The organism is Microbacterium sp. ARD31 (assembly GCF_031844425.1).
The window spans coordinates 1-16,476 of record NZ_JAUZVE010000090.1 but is presented as its reverse complement, the minus strand read 5'-3'; the positions used below and the strand labels follow the sequence as shown (position 1 = coordinate 16,476).

20 protein-coding genes are annotated in these 16,476 nt (G+C 72.9%); 9 read left to right on the top strand and 11 right to left on the bottom strand.

Features of this window, described 5'->3' with window-relative positions:
* A partial coding sequence (locus tag Q9S36_RS49950; RefSeq protein ID WP_311292168.1) for an alpha-isopropylmalate synthase regulatory domain-containing protein occupies window positions 1–465 on the top strand: 465 nt, incomplete at its 5' end.
* Between the two features lie 24 nt (window positions 466–489).
* On the opposite strand, the gene Q9S36_RS49945 is transcribed toward Q9S36_RS49950, so the two are convergent.
* Window positions 490–1,080, bottom strand: coding sequence for a helix-turn-helix domain-containing protein (locus tag Q9S36_RS49945; protein WP_311292167.1), 591 nt, complete (start codon window positions 1,078–1,080; stop codon window positions 490–492).
* 73 nt (window positions 1,081–1,153) lie between these two features.
* On the opposite strand from Q9S36_RS49945, the gene Q9S36_RS49940 reads away from it, so the two are divergent.
* The 3 genes from Q9S36_RS49940 (at window position 1,154) to Q9S36_RS49930 (ending at window position 3,620) form a co-directional block, all read left to right on the top strand.
* Window positions 1,154–1,708, top strand: a complete 555-nt coding sequence (locus tag Q9S36_RS49940; RefSeq protein ID WP_311292166.1) for an NAD(P)H-dependent oxidoreductase — start codon at window positions 1,154–1,156, stop codon at window positions 1,706–1,708.
* A 127-nt stretch (window positions 1,709–1,835) separates the two neighbouring features.
* Entirely contained in the window at window positions 1,836–3,227 is a 1,392-nt protein-coding gene (locus tag Q9S36_RS49935) for an amidase (protein WP_311292165.1), read from the top strand.
* A 9-nt stretch (window positions 3,228–3,236) separates the two neighbouring features.
* Window positions 3,237–3,620, top strand: coding sequence for a VOC family protein (locus Q9S36_RS49930; protein WP_311292164.1), 384 nt, complete (start codon window positions 3,237–3,239; stop codon window positions 3,618–3,620).
* A gap of 3 nt (window positions 3,621–3,623) precedes the next feature.
* Here the strand turns inward: Q9S36_RS49930 and Q9S36_RS49925 are convergent, their stop codons facing one another.
* The 3 genes from Q9S36_RS49925 to Q9S36_RS49915 are packed head-to-tail and all read right to left on the bottom strand — an operon-like array spanning window position 3,624 to window position 5,547.
* Window positions 3,624–4,235 carry an energy-coupling factor transporter transmembrane protein EcfT gene (locus tag Q9S36_RS49925; RefSeq protein ID WP_311292163.1) on the bottom strand — a complete coding sequence of 204 codons (612 nt, stop codon included), beginning with the start codon at window positions 4,233–4,235 and terminating at the stop codon, window positions 3,624–3,626.
* A complete protein-coding gene (locus tag Q9S36_RS49920) occupies window positions 4,232–4,939 on the bottom strand; it encodes an energy-coupling factor ABC transporter ATP-binding protein (RefSeq protein WP_396653985.1) in 708 nt (235 codons plus the stop codon). Before Q9S36_RS49920 ends, Q9S36_RS49925 begins: the two co-directional genes overlap by 4 nt.
* Window positions 4,940–4,941: 2 nt before the next feature.
* The gene (locus tag Q9S36_RS49915; protein ID WP_311292162.1) at window positions 4,942–5,547 is read right to left on the bottom strand and encodes a biotin transporter BioY; all 606 of its coding nucleotides are present in this window, start codon (window positions 5,545–5,547) and stop codon (window positions 4,942–4,944) included.
* A 111-nt stretch (window positions 5,548–5,658) separates the two neighbouring features.
* Between Q9S36_RS49915 and Q9S36_RS49910 the strand changes: the two genes are divergently transcribed.
* Window positions 5,659–6,210 (top strand): TetR family transcriptional regulator, encoded by a 552-nt coding sequence (locus Q9S36_RS49910; RefSeq protein WP_311292161.1) that lies wholly within the window; start codon window positions 5,659–5,661, stop codon window positions 6,208–6,210.
* A 72-nt stretch (window positions 6,211–6,282) separates the two neighbouring features.
* Here Q9S36_RS49910 and Q9S36_RS49905 read toward each other — a convergent pair whose 3' ends face one another.
* Genes Q9S36_RS49905 through Q9S36_RS49880 form a run of 6 tightly spaced genes read right to left on the bottom strand, consistent with a single transcriptional unit; the run spans window position 6,283 to window position 11,958 of the window.
* Window positions 6,283–6,891: a pentapeptide repeat-containing protein gene (locus Q9S36_RS49905; RefSeq protein ID WP_311292160.1), complete on the bottom strand. Its 609-nt coding sequence runs from the start codon at window positions 6,889–6,891 to the stop codon at window positions 6,283–6,285.
* 43 nt (window positions 6,892–6,934) lie between these two features.
* On the bottom strand, window positions 6,935–7,651 hold the full coding sequence (locus tag Q9S36_RS49900; RefSeq protein WP_311292159.1) for a GntR family transcriptional regulator: 717 nt from the start codon (window positions 7,649–7,651) through the stop codon (window positions 6,935–6,937).
* Window positions 7,652–7,660: 9 nt separating this feature from the next.
* Window positions 7,661–8,449: a 3-oxoacyl-ACP reductase gene (locus tag Q9S36_RS49895; protein ID WP_311292158.1), complete on the bottom strand. Its 789-nt coding sequence runs from the start codon at window positions 8,447–8,449 to the stop codon at window positions 7,661–7,663.
* A complete protein-coding gene (locus Q9S36_RS49890; protein ID WP_311292169.1) occupies window positions 8,446–9,828 on the bottom strand; it encodes an aldehyde dehydrogenase family protein in 1,383 nt (460 codons plus the stop codon). Before Q9S36_RS49890 ends, Q9S36_RS49895 begins: the two co-directional genes overlap by 4 nt.
* 8 nt (window positions 9,829–9,836) lie before the next feature.
* Complete coding sequence (locus tag Q9S36_RS49885; RefSeq protein ID WP_311292157.1) at window positions 9,837–10,556, bottom strand: gamma-glutamyl-gamma-aminobutyrate hydrolase family protein; 720 nt, start codon at window positions 10,554–10,556, stop codon at window positions 9,837–9,839.
* Window positions 10,557–10,587: 31 nt separating this feature from the next.
* Window positions 10,588–11,958, bottom strand: a complete 1,371-nt coding sequence (locus Q9S36_RS49880) for a glutamine synthetase family protein (protein WP_311292156.1) — start codon at window positions 11,956–11,958, stop codon at window positions 10,588–10,590.
* Between the two features lie 224 nt (window positions 11,959–12,182).
* Here Q9S36_RS49880 and Q9S36_RS49875 point away from each other — a divergent pair, with 224 nt between their 5' ends.
* The 3 genes from Q9S36_RS49875 to Q9S36_RS49865 are packed head-to-tail and all read left to right on the top strand — an operon-like array spanning window position 12,183 to window position 14,936.
* Complete coding sequence (locus tag Q9S36_RS49875) at window positions 12,183–13,733, top strand: amino acid permease (protein WP_311292155.1); 1,551 nt, start codon at window positions 12,183–12,185, stop codon at window positions 13,731–13,733.
* Window positions 13,734–13,758: 25 nt separating this feature from the next.
* The gene (locus Q9S36_RS49870) at window positions 13,759–14,400 is read left to right on the top strand and encodes a sulfotransferase family 2 domain-containing protein (protein WP_311292154.1); all 642 of its coding nucleotides are present in this window, start codon (window positions 13,759–13,761) and stop codon (window positions 14,398–14,400) included.
* Complete coding sequence (locus tag Q9S36_RS49865; RefSeq protein ID WP_311292153.1) at window positions 14,400–14,936, top strand: DUF402 domain-containing protein; 537 nt, start codon at window positions 14,400–14,402, stop codon at window positions 14,934–14,936. Before Q9S36_RS49870 ends, Q9S36_RS49865 begins: the two co-directional genes overlap by 1 nt.
* Here the strand turns inward: Q9S36_RS49865 and Q9S36_RS49860 are convergent.
* The gene (locus Q9S36_RS49860) at window positions 14,933–15,874 is read right to left on the bottom strand and encodes a 3-methyladenine DNA glycosylase (protein ID WP_311292152.1); all 942 of its coding nucleotides are present in this window, start codon (window positions 15,872–15,874) and stop codon (window positions 14,933–14,935) included. The genes Q9S36_RS49865 and Q9S36_RS49860 overlap by 4 nt on opposite strands.
* Before the next feature lie 46 nt (window positions 15,875–15,920).
* Between Q9S36_RS49860 and Q9S36_RS49855 the strand changes: the two genes are divergently transcribed.
* Window positions 15,921–16,476: pyridoxal-dependent decarboxylase (locus Q9S36_RS49855; RefSeq protein WP_311292151.1), on the top strand; the 556-nt coding region annotated here is incomplete at its 3' end.

Sequence of the window (16,476 nt, the reverse complement as noted above, 5' to 3'; positions counted from 1 at the left end):
CGCGGGTTCACCTTCGAGGCCGCCGACGCCTCCTTCGAGCTGCTGCTCGCCGAGGAGGTCGAGGGGACGCGGCCGGCGTACTTCGACGTGGAGTCGTGGCGGGTCATCACCGAGACCCGCACCGACGGCGAGGCGGTCTCGGAGGCGACGGTGAAGCTCCGTGCGGAGGGCGTGCGCTACGTCGTCACCGGCGAGGGCAACGGCCCGGTCAACGCCCTCGACGCCGCGCTGCGCGAGGCGATCGGCCAGGCGTTCCCCGAGGTCGCGAAGTTCGAGCTCATCGACTACAAGGTCCGCATCCTCGACCAGGGCCACGGCACCGACGCGATCACCCGCGTGCTGATCGAGACCACCGACGGCGAGTCGTCGTGGGTGACCGTCGGGGTCGGCGCCAACGTCATCGAGGCGTCGTGGGGCGCCCTGGTGGACGGGCTGACCTTCGGCCTCAGGCGGCAGCACCGCTAGGTCGCGGGCGTGGGCCGGCCGACGTCAGGCGCGGACCACCCGTCGCACCAGGTCGTCCCAGCCTGCTTCGACCCGCTCGATCGGCAGCTGCTCGCGGGTGACCTGCTGGTCCAGCACGACGAGCTCCAGCGGCGCGAGGAGCGCGGTGGCCAGCATCAGCAGGTCGCCGCGCACGCCGAGCTCGCCGAGGAGGTAGCGGACGTGCATGTTCGCGAACGACATCGCAGCCGCCGAGCGCGCGCCGGGTCGTCCGGCGGCCGCGATCAGCGCGCTGTGGGTGAGGTTGGTCCGCAGGCGCGAGTGGCCGAAGGCGAGCAGCCGCTCCATCGGCGGCGCCCCGGGCCCGAGCGGCGGGGGACCGGACAGCACCGACGCCTGCCACTGGGTCTCGGACGTGTTGAGCACGGCCGCCATCAGCCCCTCACGGCTCTCGAATCGCCGGAAGAGCGTGCCCTTGCCCACGCCCGCCTCCGACGCGACCGTGTCCATCGTCACGCAGTCGACCCCCCGCGTCTCCACCAGGCGCAGCGCCGCTGCGAGGATGGCCTGTCGGTTGCGCGCCGCGTCGGCCCGCTCCGGGGCGGGTTCGTCCGCCATCGGCAGGAGGTGGGTCACGTCCGCCAGCCTAGGGGCGGAAAAAGTTCGTCAGCCACGGAATAGAAGCGGACCGCAGTCCGTTTCGAGGGTCATGACTACTGACAAGCAGACCCGTGTCGCCGTCCTCCTCGGTTCCACCCGCTCCGGCTCGCTCAACCGCCGGATCGCCGAGCACCTGCGCGACAACGCCCCCGCGGGTGTGACCGTCGACGTCGTCGAGGGCCTCGACAGCGTCCCGTTCTACAACGAGGAGCTCGACGGCGAGACCGCCCCTGCCGCCGCCACCGCGCTGCGTGAGTCGGTCGCCGGCGCCGACCGCATCCTCGCCGTCACCCCGGAGTACAACGGCACCATGCCGGCCGTGCTCAACAACGCCATCGACTGGCTGTCGCGCCCCTACGGCCAAGGCGCCATCGTCGGCAAGCCGTTCGCGGCCATCGGCGCCACCCCGACGCCGTACGGCGGCAAGTGGTCGCACGAGCACGCCCGCCACTCCGCCACCATCGCCGGTGCCGTCGTCGTCGAGGGCATCGTGGTCGACGAGTCCGCGGTCGAGGGCGACCCGCTGGAGAACGAGGCCGCCGTGCAGCGCTTCCTCGGCGCGCTCGACGCCCTCGTCGCGCACGAGGTCGAGGCCGCGGCCTGACCCCAGCCGCCCTCGGTCGAGCAGGGCGAGGGACGAGCCCGTGTCGAAACCGAGGCTGGGGGGCACCTCGGTTTCGACACGCTCGCTTCGCTCGCTGCTCAACCAGCGGTGAGGCTACGGTCGGCACGTGCTCCACGACCTGACCGCCCTCGAGCAGGGCGACGCCGTACGCCGCGGCGAGGTGTCGCCGCTCGAGCTCGTCGAGCACTACGCCGGCCGGGCCGACCACGTCGGCGCCTTCGTCACCACCACCCACGACCTCGCCCGCGAGCACGCGCGTGGGCTCACCGAGGCGGGGCGCCCGGCGGACGCCGGTCCGCTCTGGGGCGTCCCGACGGGCATCAAGGACCTCCACCCCACGGCCGGGGTCCGCACCACCTTCGGCTCGGCGGCGTACGACGACTTCGTCCCCGAGGAGTCCGACGAGCTCGTCCGGTCCGTCGAGTCCGCGGGCATGCCGAGCCTGGGCAAGACCAACACCCCGGAGTTCGGCTCGCCCTGCTACACCGAGCCCGACGTCGCGCCACCCGCCGTGACGCCGTGGGACACCACCCGGACCGCCGGCGGCTCGTCGGGCGGCGCCGCGGCAGCCGTCGCCGCGGGCCTGCTGCCGGTGGCGCCGGGCTCCGACGGCGGCGGGTCGATCCGCATCCCCGCCTCCTGCTGCGGGCTAGTCGGCCTCAAGCCCTCGCGCGGCCGGATCAGCGGTGCGCCGCGCTACGGCGACCCCGTCGGCCTCGCGACGGCGGGCACGCTGGCCCGCACCGTCCGCGACGCGGGAGCCCTCCTCGACGTGCTCGCCGGCCGCCGGGTCGGCGACCCGTTCTGGGCGCCGCCGCCGTCGGCGCCCTTCCTGGCGGCCTGCGACCGCGAGCCGGGCCGGCTCCGCGTCGCCCGCTTCGTCGCCCCGGTCATCGCCGACGTCGACGTCCACCCGTCGTCGGTGACCGCCTGGGACGACGCCTCCCGCCTCCTCGCCGACCTCGGGCACGACGTCGAGGACGTGGCGGTCCCGATCCCGCGCGAGGCCGTCGCCGACTTCGAGACCTGCTGGGCCGTGCTCACCGCGCTGTCCGAGGCGCCGCCCGGCCGTGAGGGCCGGCTCCGGCCGCTGACGCGCTGGCTGTCCGAGCGCGGCCACGTCGTGAGCGGCCCCGAGTTCGGGCTGGCGATCGCCCGCCTCCGCCAGCACGCGGCGGGCGCGCTGGCCGCGCTGGCGGCGTACGACGTCGTGCTCACACCCACCCTCGCGATGCCGCCGGTCGAGGTCGGGGCGCTGCGCGACGACGCCGATCCCGCGCGCGACTTCGCCGCCCAGAAGGCCTTCACGCCGTGGACGAGCGCGTGGAACGTCACCGGCATGCCGGCCATGTCGCTCCCGCTCCACTGGACCGACGACGGCCTGCCGGTCGGGGTGATGCTGGCCGCCCGTCCGGCCGAGGAGGAGCTCCTGCTCTCGCTCGCCGCGCAGGTCGAGGCCGCCGCGCCGTGGGTGGACAGGCGCCCGCCCGGCTGGTGAGGTGGCCGGATGGGTGAGCTGACGCCGTACATCTGTGTCGCCGACGCGCGTGCCGCGCTCCAGTGGTACGTCGACGTGCTCGGCGCCGAGGTCGTCCTCGACCCGATCGTGATGGACGACGGCCGCATCGGCCACGTCGAGCTCGCGGTCGGCGCCGGGCGCTGGATGATGTCCGACGAGTTCGACTCCGCGGGCGTCGCCGCGCCCGACACCTCGCGCGGCGCGGCGGTGTCGCTGCACCTCGAGGTCGACGACGTCGACGCGGTCTGCGAGCGGGTGGCACGGTCCGGTGTGGTCCTCGACCGAGGGCCCGAGGACAGCCCTCCGGCCGGTCGGGTGGCGGTGTTCCGCGACCCGTTCGGGCACCGGTGGTTCCTCAACCGGCCCAGCTGACGTTCAGTCGTCCCCGATCCCGCGGGCGTGGAGCGCGTCGCCGGACTCGTGGGCGCGGGCGACGACGCGGATGACGAAGGGGGAGAGGTAGGCCCGCGGGTTGCGGTCGAGCCCGCGGGCCCGGGCCGCGTCGCGGGTCTCGCGGGCGATCGCGATGGTGCCGGGCAGGGCGCCGACGGTCAGCGCGACCGTCAGCGCCACCCGGTCCGGGTCGATCCCGACGAACCGGAGCGGTCGCGCCCATCGGGCGAGGGCGTCGACCATCTCGTTGACCGACGTGGTCGCGGTGAGCGACAGCGCGGCGAGCCCGAGGGTGAGCAGGTCGAGGAAGGTCTCCACGGCCTTCGCGGCGCCGTACCACCACCACTGGAACGCGCTGGCGACGACCGCGATGAGCAGCACTCCGCGCGCGGCACGCCAGACCGAGCGCAGCGGCACCCGGGCGAGCGCCGCGAGGAGGAGCGTCACCACGAGGAAGACCGGCGCGCTGCGGACGTCGCGCACCACGACGACGGCCAGGCTGAGCAGGGCGAGGCCGAGCACCTTCACGCCGACCGGCAGCCGGTGCAGGAACGTGTCGCCGGGCTGGTGCAGCCCGGCCATGAGGTCGCTCACCGGCTGACCCCGTCCACCAGGTCGGTGTAGTGCACGATCGCCTCGTCCGGCCGGCCGTCGGCGACGACGCGGCCGTCGTCGACGACGAGCACGCGGTCGCAGCGGGCGGCGAGGTCGAGGTCGTGGGTGACCAGCACCAGCTGCTGCTCGAGGCCCAGCAGCACGTCACCGATGCGGCGGGTGTTGGCCCGGTCGAGCAGGGTGGTGGGCTCGTCGGCGACCACCACCGCGGGCGAGGTCGCCAGCACCCCAGCCAGCGCGAGCAGCTGCCGCTGGCCGCCGGAGAGCGAGTGCACGGAGTCGTGCGCGTGGTCGGCCAGGCCGTTGGCGTACAGCACCTCCAGAGCCCGCTCGCGCCGCTCACCGGCGTCCGGGACCGAGCGCCGCAGCGACAGCTCGATGTCCTCCACGCAGGTCGGCATCACCAGCTGGGCGGCCGGGTCGGTGAAGCAGAACCCGACCTGACGTCGCACGGCGGCACCGTCGCGCGCGACGTCCAGGCCGTCGACGACCACCCGTCCCGACGACGGCCGCACCAGGCCGTTGACCATCCGGGCCAGTGTCGACTTGCCCGAGCCGTTGGCGCCGACGACGCCCACCCGCCACTCGGTGAGGGTGAGGGTCGTCGGCGCGAGGATCTCGCGCTCGCCGCGGCCGGGCAGGGGCACCCGGACGGATGCGGCCTCGAAACGGATCTCCGGCAAGGTCAGTCGCGCTGCAGCAGCTGCGGGAACGCGCGGTGCACCTCGGCGGCGATCATCGCCACCAGCGAGGTCTTCACCAGGTCGCCGATCCAGAACGGCATGTCGTAGGTGGCCGCCTCGCGGAAGGAGACGTCGAAGAACCGCATCATCCCGACGATGCCGAACAGGTGGACGACCAGGATGCTGGCGGTCAGCGAGCACGCGAAGACCCACAGGGCGCGCGTGCGCCGCTCGCGGGCGACGTACTTCACCAGGAGGCCGCCGAGCGCGGCGGCCACGGGGAAGGCGATGAGGTAGCCGCCGCTGGGGCCGTTGAAGACGCCGATGCCCGAGGAGTGCTCGGCGAAGACGGGCAGGCCGACGGCGCCGAGCGCGAGGTAGAGAGTGACCGCAGCGAAGCCGCGCAGCGGGCCGAGGATGCAGCCGGCCAGCATGACGGTGAGCGTCTGGAGGGTGATGGGTACGCCGGCGCTGCCGACCGGGATGGCGCCGACGTAGGCGCTGGCGGAGATCAGCGCGGCGAAGGCCGCGACCAGCGCTATGTCGCGCGACGGGGACGAGGAGCCCGAGGTGGTGGGGGCGGCCTCGGGCTGGGTGGTGGCAGTCATCGGGGGTCCTTGCTGGGGGAGCTGCGGTTGACCTGAACAGTGTTCAGGTTAGGCTGGCCGGGAACAGGCCGTCAATGTCGTCCGAATGCCGTCCGACCGCCGGGAGGGTGCGTGCGCCATCGCCGCAGCGACGTGCTCGCGCACGCCGTCTCCCTCCTCGACACGCACGGCCTGTCGGCGCTCACCATGCGCCGGCTCGGCTCCGAGCTCGACGTGCAGCCCAGCGCGATCTACCACCACTTCGCCAGCAAGCAGGCGCTGCTGGCCGCCGTCGCCGACGAGATCCTCGCGCGCGGCGCTCGGCCGCGCACGGCCACCGAGTGGCCCGACCAGCTGCGCGAGGTCTGCTCCGAGCTGCGGCACGCCATGCTCGCGTGCACCGACGGCGCCGACGTGGTGGCCACTGTCTGGGCATTCGGGCTCGGGGCCGCCGCGCCGGTGGCCGAGCTGGAGAAGGTCCTGGCCGACGCCGAGGCGCCGCCCGAGCTGGTGGCCGTGGCCTCCCGCACGCTGGTCCACTACGTCTTCGGCCACGCCTTCGAGGAGCAGACGGCCCGCCAGGCGGTGAGCCTCGGGGCAGTCGAGCGGTCGCTGGAGTCGCTGCCCGACTTCGACCTCGGCCTCGACCTGGTCATCGACGGCCTGCGCGCCCGCCTCTCCTGAGGCTTCGTCACGGGCTGGGTCCGTCATCCGGAAGGGAACCCCTGGGGTCGGGTTCGTATGACGGAAGGGCGGTCAGGCGGAGGTGTCGACGTCGCCGCCGTGGAGCTCGGCGAGCAGCACCGCGCCGGCGAGGTCGAGCCTGGTCCGCTTGAGGGTTGCGGCCGTCAGGTCGACGCCGTCGAGGCTCGCACCGCGCAGGTCGGTCCGGTCGAGGGTGGTCTCGCGCAGCACCGCCCGGTCGAGGCGGGCCCGGGCGAGGGTGGTGAGGCTGAGGTCGGACATCGACAGGTCGGCCTCCCGGAGGTCGACGCCGGACAGGTCGAGGCGGGAGAGGTTGGTGCCGCGGATGGTCACCCCGAGCCACGAGCCGCCGACGACGGTGAGCGGGCGCAGCACGCACTCGGCGAAGACCGAGCCGACCAGCTTGCAGCCGTCGAGCGTCGCGTCGAAGAAGGACACCCGGCGGAAGTCGCACCCGACGAACGCCGTCGCGGTGTGCACTGATGCGTTGAACCGACCGCCGTGGAAGGTGCACGACTCGAAGCTCGCCCCGGACGTCGAGGCCTCCGACAGGTCGACGTCGGTGAACGTGCAGTCGACGAACCGGGCGGCGCCGAGGTCCTCGGCGTACCAGTCCTCACCGCGGACGTGCTGCCCGGTCAGGTCCATCGGCTCGCTCACGCCGGCCACGCTAGCGAGGGCGTACGACGGACCGGTCGACGCCTCAGGCGAGGAAGCCGCGCAGCAGGGCGGCCGACCCGGCCAGGTGCTCCTCGACCGCGGCCGCGGCGGCCTCGACCTGCCCGGCGAGGATGGCGGTGACGAGGGTGCGGTGCTGCTCGTCGGAGTGGGCGATGTTGCGCTCCAGCAAGGGGATCTCGTCGAGCAGCCGGTTGAGCCGCATCCGGCTGTCGGCCACCAGCGTGACCAGCGAGCGCACCCCGGTGATCTCGGCGATCACGAGGTGCAGCCGGGAGTCCAGCCGGCGGTAGTCGGCCGGATCGGCTCCGGTGACCTCCTCCAGGGCGCGCCACAGCAGGTCGCGCTCGGGAGCCGGGAGCGTGCGCGACGCGGCCAGCCGCGCCGCCCCGACCTCGAGCACCTCGCGCAGCGCGAGCACCTCCTCGAGGTCGGCGGCGTCGAGGGAGGGGGAGTCCTGCGGCTCCGGGTGCGGCAGGTCGTCGGCGACGAAGGTGCCGCCGTAGCGCCCGCGACGGGCGACGACGTATCCCGCCTCGCCCAGTGAGCGCAGGGCATCGCGCACGGTGTCCCGGCTGACGCCCAGCCGGACGGCGAGCTCGCGCTCGGACGGCAGCGAGTCGCCGGGGGCGACGACGCCGAGGCGGATCGTCTGCAGCAGCCGCTGCACGGTGTCCTCGAAGGCGTTGCCCGGCCGCACGGGCCGGAAGAACGTCTCCTCCGCGAGACGGGACTCGGTCACGGCAGCCGCCTACAGGGGGGTGACGTACGCCGCGTGGATGCCGCCGTCGACGAGGAAGCTCGTCGCGGTGATGAACGACGCGTCGTCGCTGGCCAGGAACGCGACCGCGGCCGCGAGCTCCTCCGGCTCGGCGAACCGGCCGACCGGCACGTGGACGAGCCGGCGCGCCGCCCGCTCGGGGTCCTTGGCGAACAGCTCCTGCAGGAGCGGGGTGTTGACCGGCCCCGGGCACAGCGCGTTCACCCGGATGCCCTGGCGGGCGTACTGCACGCCGAGCTCGCGCGACATCGCGAGCACGCCGCCCTTGGACGCGGTGTAGGAGATCTGCGACGTCGCCGAGCCCATCACCGCGACGAACGATGCGGTGTTGATGATGGAGCCGCGCTGCCGGGGCGCCATGTGGCGCAGCGCCGCCCGGCAGCAGAGGTAGACCGAGGTGAGGTTGACCAGCTGCACGCGGTCCCACGCGTCGAGGTCGGTCGACTCGATCAGGTCGTCCTCCGGCGGGGAGATGCCGGCGTTGTTGAAGGCGATGTCGACCGACCCGTGCGACGAGGCGACCGAGTCGAAGAGCGCGTCGACCTGCTCCCTGTCGGACACGTCGACGGCCACGAAGGTGCCGCCCACCTCCTCGGCCGCGGCCTGCCCGGTCGCCGGGTCCAGGTCGGCGACCACGACGCGTGCCCCCTCGGCCGCAAGTCGTCGCGCGGAGGCCAGGCCGATGCCGGAGGCGCCGCCGGTGACCACGGCCACCCGGTCACGCAGCCGCTGGGTGAGGTCGACGGGGGTGACGGTCATGACAGCTCCTCGGCTGGCTCTGGGGCGGACTCGATGGCGATGAAGACGTTCTTGGTCTCGGTGAAGGACAGCGGGGCCTCGGGCCCGAGCTCGCGCCCGACCCCCGACTGCTTGAAGCCGCCGAACGGTGTGGAGTAGCGGACCGACGAGTGCGAGTTCACCGACAGGTTGCCGGCCTCGACGGCGCGGCTGACGCGGACTGCGCGCGAGACGTCGCGGGTCCAGATCGAGCCCGAGAGCCCGTACGCCGAGTCGTTGGCCAGCGCGATCGCGTCGGCCTCGTCCTCGAAGGGCAGCACCGCCACCACCGGGCCGAAGATCTCCTCGCGCGCGGTGCGGTCGTCGCGCGACGGGGTCAGCACGGTCGGCGGGAACCAGAAGCCGGGACCGTCCGGCGCCTGCCCGCGGAAGGCGACGGGCGCGTCGTCGGGGACGTAGGAGGCCACCTTCTCCCAGTGCGAGCGGGAGACCAGCGGACCCATCTCGGTGTCGCGATCGCGGGGGTCGCCGACCCGGACGCCCGCCACCGCGGGCTCCAGCAGCTCCATGAACCGGTCGAGCACGCTGCGCTGCACGAGGATCCGGCTGCGGGCGCAGCAGTCCTGGCCGGCGTTGTCGAAGACGCCGTACGGCGCCGTGGCGGCGGCCTGCTCGAGGTCGCTGTCGGCGAAGACGATGTTCGCGCTCTTGCCGCCGAGCTCGAGGGTCACCTGCTTGACCTGCCTGGCTGCCCGCGCCATCACGCGGGTGCCGGTCTCGGTCGAGCCGGTGAACACGACCTTGCGGACATCGGGGTGGTCGACGAGTCGCTCGCCGACGACCGAGCCCTTGCCCGTGACGACCTGCAGCAGCCCCTCGGGCAGGCCCGCCTCGAGCGCCAGCTCGGCCAGGCGGAGCGAGGTCAGCGGGGTCCACTCGGCAGGCTTGAGGACGACGGCGTTGCCCGCGGCGAGTGCCGGGGCGAAGCCCCACGACGCGATGGTCATCGGGAAGTTCCAGGGCGTCACGACACCGATCACCCCGATGGGCTCGGCGAACGTGAGGTCGAGCCCGCCGGCGACGGGGATCTGGCGACCGAAGAGCCGCTCGGGGGCCGCGGAGTAGTACGTGAGCACGTCACGGACGTGCCCGGCCTCCCACTCCGCCTGGCCGATCGGGTGCCCGGAGTTGCGGACCTCGAGCTCGGCCAGCTCGTCGACGCGGGCGTCGACGGTCGCGGCGAACGCCCGCAGCGCCGCGGCGCGCTCGGCGGGCGCGAGCGCGGCCCACCGGCGCTGGGCGCGCCCGGCCCGCTCGACGGCGTCGTCGACGTCGCCGGCCTCCAGCTCGGGGACGCTCGTGACGACCGACTCGTCGGCCGGGTTGACGATGTCGAACATCGGGGCGCTCACACCTTCTCCTTCGTCTGCTCGCGGGCGGCTCGCACGAGGGACTCCATCAGACGGAGGTCGTCCAGGCTCTGCTCGGGGTGCCACTGCACGCCGACGACGAACCCGTCCCCGTCGAGCTCGACCCCCTCGACCACGCCGTCCTCAGCGTGGGCGGTGGCCCGCAACCCCTCCGGCAGCCGGTCGACGGCCTGGTGGTGGTAGCAGTGGACGGTCGCGTCGGCGCCGAGGGCGGTCGCGACCCGACTGCCCTCGAGGGTCCGCACCGTGTGCGTGGCGAACTCGCCAGGCCCGAGCTTGTGCGCGCGGGCGCCCGGCACCTCCGGCACGTGCTGCACGAGCGTCCCGCCGAGCGCGACGGTGAGGACCTGGGCGCCCCGGCAGATGCCCAGCAGCGGCAGCCCGAGGTCGAGCGCGCGCCGGGTCAGCGCGAGCTCCCAGTCGTCGCGGTCGGTGGCCGGGGGGTCGGCGGTGGCGTGCGGCTCAGCGTCGTAGCGCCGCGCGTCGACGTCGCGCCCGCCCGCGAGCACGAGCGCGTCCACTCGGTCGAGGACTGCCGCGGCGGCGCCGTCGGGCTGGGGGAGGTCTGCGGGGCCGGGCGGGGGCAGCAGCACCGGCACGCCGCCGGCGCGCGTCACCAGCTCGACGTACTGGTACTGCAGGTACGCCGCCGGGACGTCCCAGACGCCCTGCGCCGCCCGCTCGACGTACGTCGTCACGCCGACGACCGGCCGCCGGCCCGTGGGGTCGTCACATGCGCTCAAAGCACCGCACCCGCTCCCAGTCGGTGACCGCCGCGTCGTAGGCGCGCTGCTCGACCCGGGCGTTGTTGAGGTAGTGCTCCACGACCTCGTCGCCGAAGGCCGCGCGGGCCACCGTGGAGCCGTCCAGGAGCTCGGCCGCCTCGCGCAGCGTGGTGGGCAGTCGCGGCACGTCGCTGGTGTAGGCGTTGCCCTCGAACGCCGCCTCGAGGGGGAGCTGCTGCTCGATGCCGTGCAGGCCGGCCGCGATGATCGCGGCGGTCGCGAGGTAGGGGTTCACGTCGCCGCCCGGCACCCGGTTCTCCAGGCGCATGCCCAGGCCGTGGCCGACCACGCGCAGCGCGCAGGTGCGGTTGTCCATGCCCCACGCGACGGCGGTCGGCGCGAAGCTGCCCTCGACGTAGCGCTTGTAGGAGTTGATGTTGGGGGCGAAGAACAGCGTCAGCTCGCGCATGCAGGCGAGCTGGCCGGCGACCCAGTGCTCGAACAGCTCCGACATCCCGTGCGGGCGGGAGTCGTCGGCCATCACCGCGGAGCCGTCGGTGCCGCGGACGGACAGGTGGATGTGGCAGCTGTTGCCCTCGCGCTCGTCGTACTTCGCCATGAAGGTGAGGCTCTTGCCGTGCGCGTCGGCGATCTCCTTGGCGCCGTTCTTGTAGATCGTGTGGTTGTCGCTGGTGATGAGGCCGTGGTCGTAGCGGAAGGCGATCTCCTGCTGGCCGAGGTTGCACTCGCCCTTGGAGCCCTCGCAGTACATCCCCGCGCCCTCCATGCCGCGGCGGATGTCGCGCAGCAGCGGCTCCATCCGGGTCGAGCCGAGCATGGCGTAGTCGATGTTGTAGTCGCTGCCGGGTCGCAGGCCGGCGTACCGCTTGCCGAAGGCGTCGCGGAAGGTGTCGTCGAAGACCATGAACTCCAGCTCGGTGCCGGCGTACGGCACCAGGTCGCGCTCGGCGAGCCGCTCGACCTGCCGCTTCAGGATGCTGCGCGGTGCCGCCTCGACCGGGGTGCCGTCGAACCACTCGAGGTCGGCCATCACGAGGGCGGTGCCGGGCAGCCACGGGGTGAGCCGGAGCGTGGCGAGGTCCGGCCGCATCACCATGTCGCCGTACCCGCGGTCCCAGCCGGACATCGCGTAGCCGTCGACGGTGTTCATCTCGACGTCGACGGCGAGGAGGTAGTTGCAGCACTCCGCGCCGTGCGGGGCGACCTCCTCCATGAACAGGCGGGAGGAGACCCGCTTGCCGACCAGGCGGCCCTGCATGTCGGCGAAGCCGACCACCACGGTGTCGACCTCGTCCGCGTCGACGAGGCGGGCCAGGTCCTCGAGGGCCAGGAGCCCGTTCGTCCGTGCTGCCATGGGACCTCCTGCTCGATGGGCCGGCGCCTGCGTCCGGACGTGCGGGTCCAGTAAGGCGCTCATTGTCGTGGCGAGTCAACCATTGCGCCGCGCAGGCGGACGTTTCCTCCACGAAAACTGCGGTCCAAAGGTATTGCCGCCCTGCCATTGACGGGTCTAGCGTCCGGCCAGAGCCCGTCATGCACCCAGCCCTCCCCACAGGCACAGCCCAGGAGCGTCCCGTCATGAACCAGGAATCCCGCAAGGTCTCCGGCGTCAGCTACCACCACGCGGAGGAGGGCTACTTCGACAAGCGGCAGCTGCAGCGCGCCGCCGGTTTCTGGGGACTGTGGGGCATCGGCGTCGCAGCCGTGATCTCCGGTGACTTCTCGGGCTGGAACTTCGGCATCGGCGAGGCCGGCTGGGGCGGCCTGCTCGTCGCCAGCATCGTCATCGTGGTCATGTACTTCGGCATGCTCTTCTCGATCGGGGAGATGTCGGCGGCGATGCCGCACACCGGCGGCGCCTACTCCTTCGCCCGCTCCGCGATGGGGCCGTGGGGCGGCTTCGTCACCGGCCTCGCGGAGACGATCGAGTACGTCTTCACCACCGGCGTCATCGTGCTGTTCTCAGCCCAGTACCTCGACTCGATCACCGACGAGCTGTTCGGGCTCAGCGTCGGTGACAACCAGTGGATCTGGTGGATCGTGCTGTACGCCGTCTTCGTCGGGCTGAACTCGGCCGGCGCGGAGATCTCCTTCAAGTTCGCCATCGTCGTCGCGGTCGTCTCGATCGCGGTGCTCGTGCTGTTCGCGGTCCTTGCCATCGCCAACGGGGCGGTCGACTTCGGCCGGCTGCTGGACATCGAGCCCGAGCCCGGCAACAGCGACTTCCTGCCGTTCGGCTGGAGCGGCGTGCTCTATGCGCTGCCGTTCGCGATGTGGTTCTTCCTCGGCATCGAGGAGCTCCCGCTGGCCGCGGAGGAGGCGCACTCGCCGCAGACCGACATCCCGCGCGCCGGCATCGTCGGCTTGCTGACCCTCGTCGGCACCGGGGCCCTGGTCTTCGTGCTCAACCCGGCGGTCACCGGCTCCGCGGCGCTCGGCGCGTCGGGCGAGCCGCTGCTCGACGGCTTCCGCGCGTTCCTCTCCGACGACCTCGCCGCGCTGCTGTCGCTGTTCGCGCTCATCGGACTGCTGGCCAGCCTGCAGGGGATCATGTTCGCCTACGGCCGCAACATGTACTCGCTCAGCCGCGCCGGCTACTACCCCAAGTCGCTCTCGATCACCGGAGCGCGCCGGACCCCGTGGGTCGCGCTGGTGGCCGGGGCGGTCTTCGGTTTCGTGGTCCTGCTGATCGTCGACATCCTGTCCCGCCGCGGTGGCGAGGCCGGCGAGCAGGCGACCGCGATCGTGCTGAACATCGCCGTCTGGGGCGCGGTGCTGGCGTACCTCCTCCAGATGGTGTCCTACGTCCTGCTGCGCCAGAAGTTCCCCAACGCCAAGCGGCCCTACGTCAGCCCCGTGGGCGTCGCGGGCGCCGTCGTCGCCGGGATCATCGCGGCGATCACCTTCGTCGGCGTCTTCCTCAACCCCGACTTCCGCCCGGCGATCGTGGCCATCGCCGTGCTCTACGCCATCGGGCTCGCGATCTTCGGCACGGTCGGCCGGCACCGGCTGATCCTCTCGCCGGAGGAGGAGTACGCCGTGAGCCACGGCATGCACGGCGACCCGGAGGCCGAGGGCTACGGCGGCACGGTCGAGGACGAGCTGCTCGCGGAGGACGACCGCACCTGACGTCGGCGGCGATAGGGTCGTGCCCGTGATTGCGTCCCACCGACACCGCTTCATCTTCCTCAAGACCCGCAAGACCGCGGGCACGAGCGTGGAGATCGCGTTGTCGAAGGTGTGCGGGCCCGACGACATCATCACCGAGATCAGCCCCGAGGACGAGGCGCTGCGCAAGGCCGCGGGCGGACGCGGGCCGCAGAACTTCGAGTCGCCCCCGCTGCCGCGCAAGGCCTACAACCACATGGGCGCCAAGCTGACCCGCGACCTGGTCGGCGCCGACGTCTTCGACGACTACTTCACCTTCGCGATCGAGCGGAACCCGTGGGACGCGGTCGTCTCGCTCTACTTCTGGAAGTACAAGGACCGCCCCGAGCTCCCGGACTTCGAGACCTACGTCCAGGAGATCTGGATCGAGCAGCTGGCCAACAACCGCCGCCTCTACCGCATCCGCGGGAAGATGGCCCTCGACCGGGTGCTGCGCTACGAGAACCTCGACGCCGAGCTGCGCGAGGTCTGGGACCACCTCGGCCTGCCGGGCGAGCCCGACCTGCCGCGCGCCAAGGGCAACGCCCGCCCTGCCGGCCACTACCGCGAGCTCTACACCGACACCTCGCGCGAGCGGGTCGCGACGGTGTTCGCCGACACCATCGAGGCGTTCGGGTACGAGTTCTGATGTTCGCCCCCGGCGAGGTGATCTCGCGCCGCGAGGTGCTCCACGGCGACCTGTGGCTCTCCGCTCCGGTGACAGTGGTGGCCGACGACGGTGAGGTGCTGGCGACCCGGTGCGACCCGGGTGCCCCGTTCCACTTCCCCGAGCACCCCTTCGGCCCGCACCCGTGGCGTGCGCACCGCCAGTGGGGTGGCTCGATCGTGCTGCACCTGAGCCGTGCCGACACGGCGTACGGGGTGTGGAAGTTCTTCGAGACCGACGGCACCTTCCGCTACTGGTACCTCAACTTCGAGCCGCCCATCGTCAGGGTCGACGGCGGGTTCGAGACCGACGACTACGGCCTCGACCTGATCATCTGGCCGGACGGCCGGCGGGAGTGGAAGGACGTGGAGGACCTCCACCACCAGCGGGCCGAGGGCCGGATCACGGCCGAGACGGTCGGCGAGGTGCTCGCCACGGCCGCCTACGTCGTCGACCTGCTCGACCGCGACGAGCGCTGGTGGAGCGACTGGGACGACTGGACGCCCGCACAGACCTAGGTGGTCGCCGGCTCCCGTACGACGGCCAGCAGCCGCTCGCACTCGGCGACCAACCGGGCCCGCAGCGGGGCGCCGCGCTCCGCGAACGACCGCTGCGCCTCGACGTAGGCCGCCTTGCCCTCCGCCGTCTCGATGCGGACCGGCTCGAACCCGAGGTCGCCGAGGTCGTAGGGCGCGGCCCGCATGTCGAGGACCCGGATCTCCCGCGCGAGCTCGAAGCAGTCGGCCACCAGCTCGCTCGGGACCATCGGCGAGAGCCGGAACGCGTGCTTGTAGAGGTCCATCCCGGCGTGCAGGCAGCCCGGCTGCTCGAACGACGGCCGGTCGTCGCGTCCCGGCTGCAGCGTGTTGAGCGGCCGCGCACTGGGGGTGAAGAAGCGGAACGCGTCGAAGTGCGAGCAGGCGACCCGGTGGGACTCCACGACGGCGTCGGTCCCGTCCTGGCCCAGCCGCAGCGGCCAGTCGTGTCGCGTGCCGAACTCGGCCGACCGGTGGACCATCGCCCACTCGTGGAGGCCGAAGCACCCGAACTGGGGCGCCCGGTCGGCGGTGGCGGACAGCAGGGTGTGGAGCTGCTCGAGCAGCGGCCGCTGCGAGGCGACGTACTCCCGGGTGACCGCCACGGAGGCCGCCGGTCGATCAGGTCGCGCAGCGACGGCCGCTGGTTGAGCAGGTCGCGCAGCGACCGTGTCGAAACCGAGGCCGGCGTAGCCCTTGAGGCCGGCGTGCTCGTCGGCGTCCTCGAGCGCGACGCCGAAACCCGGGTGCCATCGGCGCAGCTGGGCCGGGCGCTGGGAGTAGTAGGTGAAGAGGAAGTCGTGCACCGGGTGCCGGACCTGACCGGCCCGCCGCGCGAGGTGCGGCGCCACGAGGGCGTCGACGCGCGCGGCGTGGGCGTCGGCGAGCGGGCGCCACTGGGCCGCGGTCAGGATCTTCACCAGTCCGAGGCTAGTCGGCGCGGACGCTCCGGCGGACACTGACGGGATGCATCCCGACCGCAGCGCGGGCCTCGACCGCGCCCATGCCCTGGCCCTGGAGTGGCTCGACTCCCTCGCCGAGCGGCCGGTCCCGCCGCGCCTCACCACCGACGACGTCGCGGCCCTGCTCGACCCGGTGCTGCCCGACGGGCCGACCGACCCCGCGAAGGTCGTCGAGGAGCTCGCCGCGGCCTGCGAGCCCGGGCTCAACGCGATGCCCGGCGGTCGCTTCTTCGGCTTCGTCATCGGCGGCACCCATCCGGCCGCCCTGGCGGCCGACTGGCTCGTCAGCGCGTGGGACCAGAACACCGGCCTGCGCGTCATCACCCCTGCCCACTCCGCGGTCGAGGACCTCACCGAGCGTTGGCTGCTCGACCTGCTCGGCCTGCCGGGCGGGAGCGCGGTCGGCTTCGTCACCGGCGGCACGATGGCCAACTTCACCTGCCTGGCCGCCGCGCGCGACGAGGTGCTGCGCCGGCACGGCTGGGACGTCGCGACGCAGGGACTCGTGGACTCGCCCGGCGTACGCGTCCTGGTGGGCGCCGAGCGGCACGACACCGTCG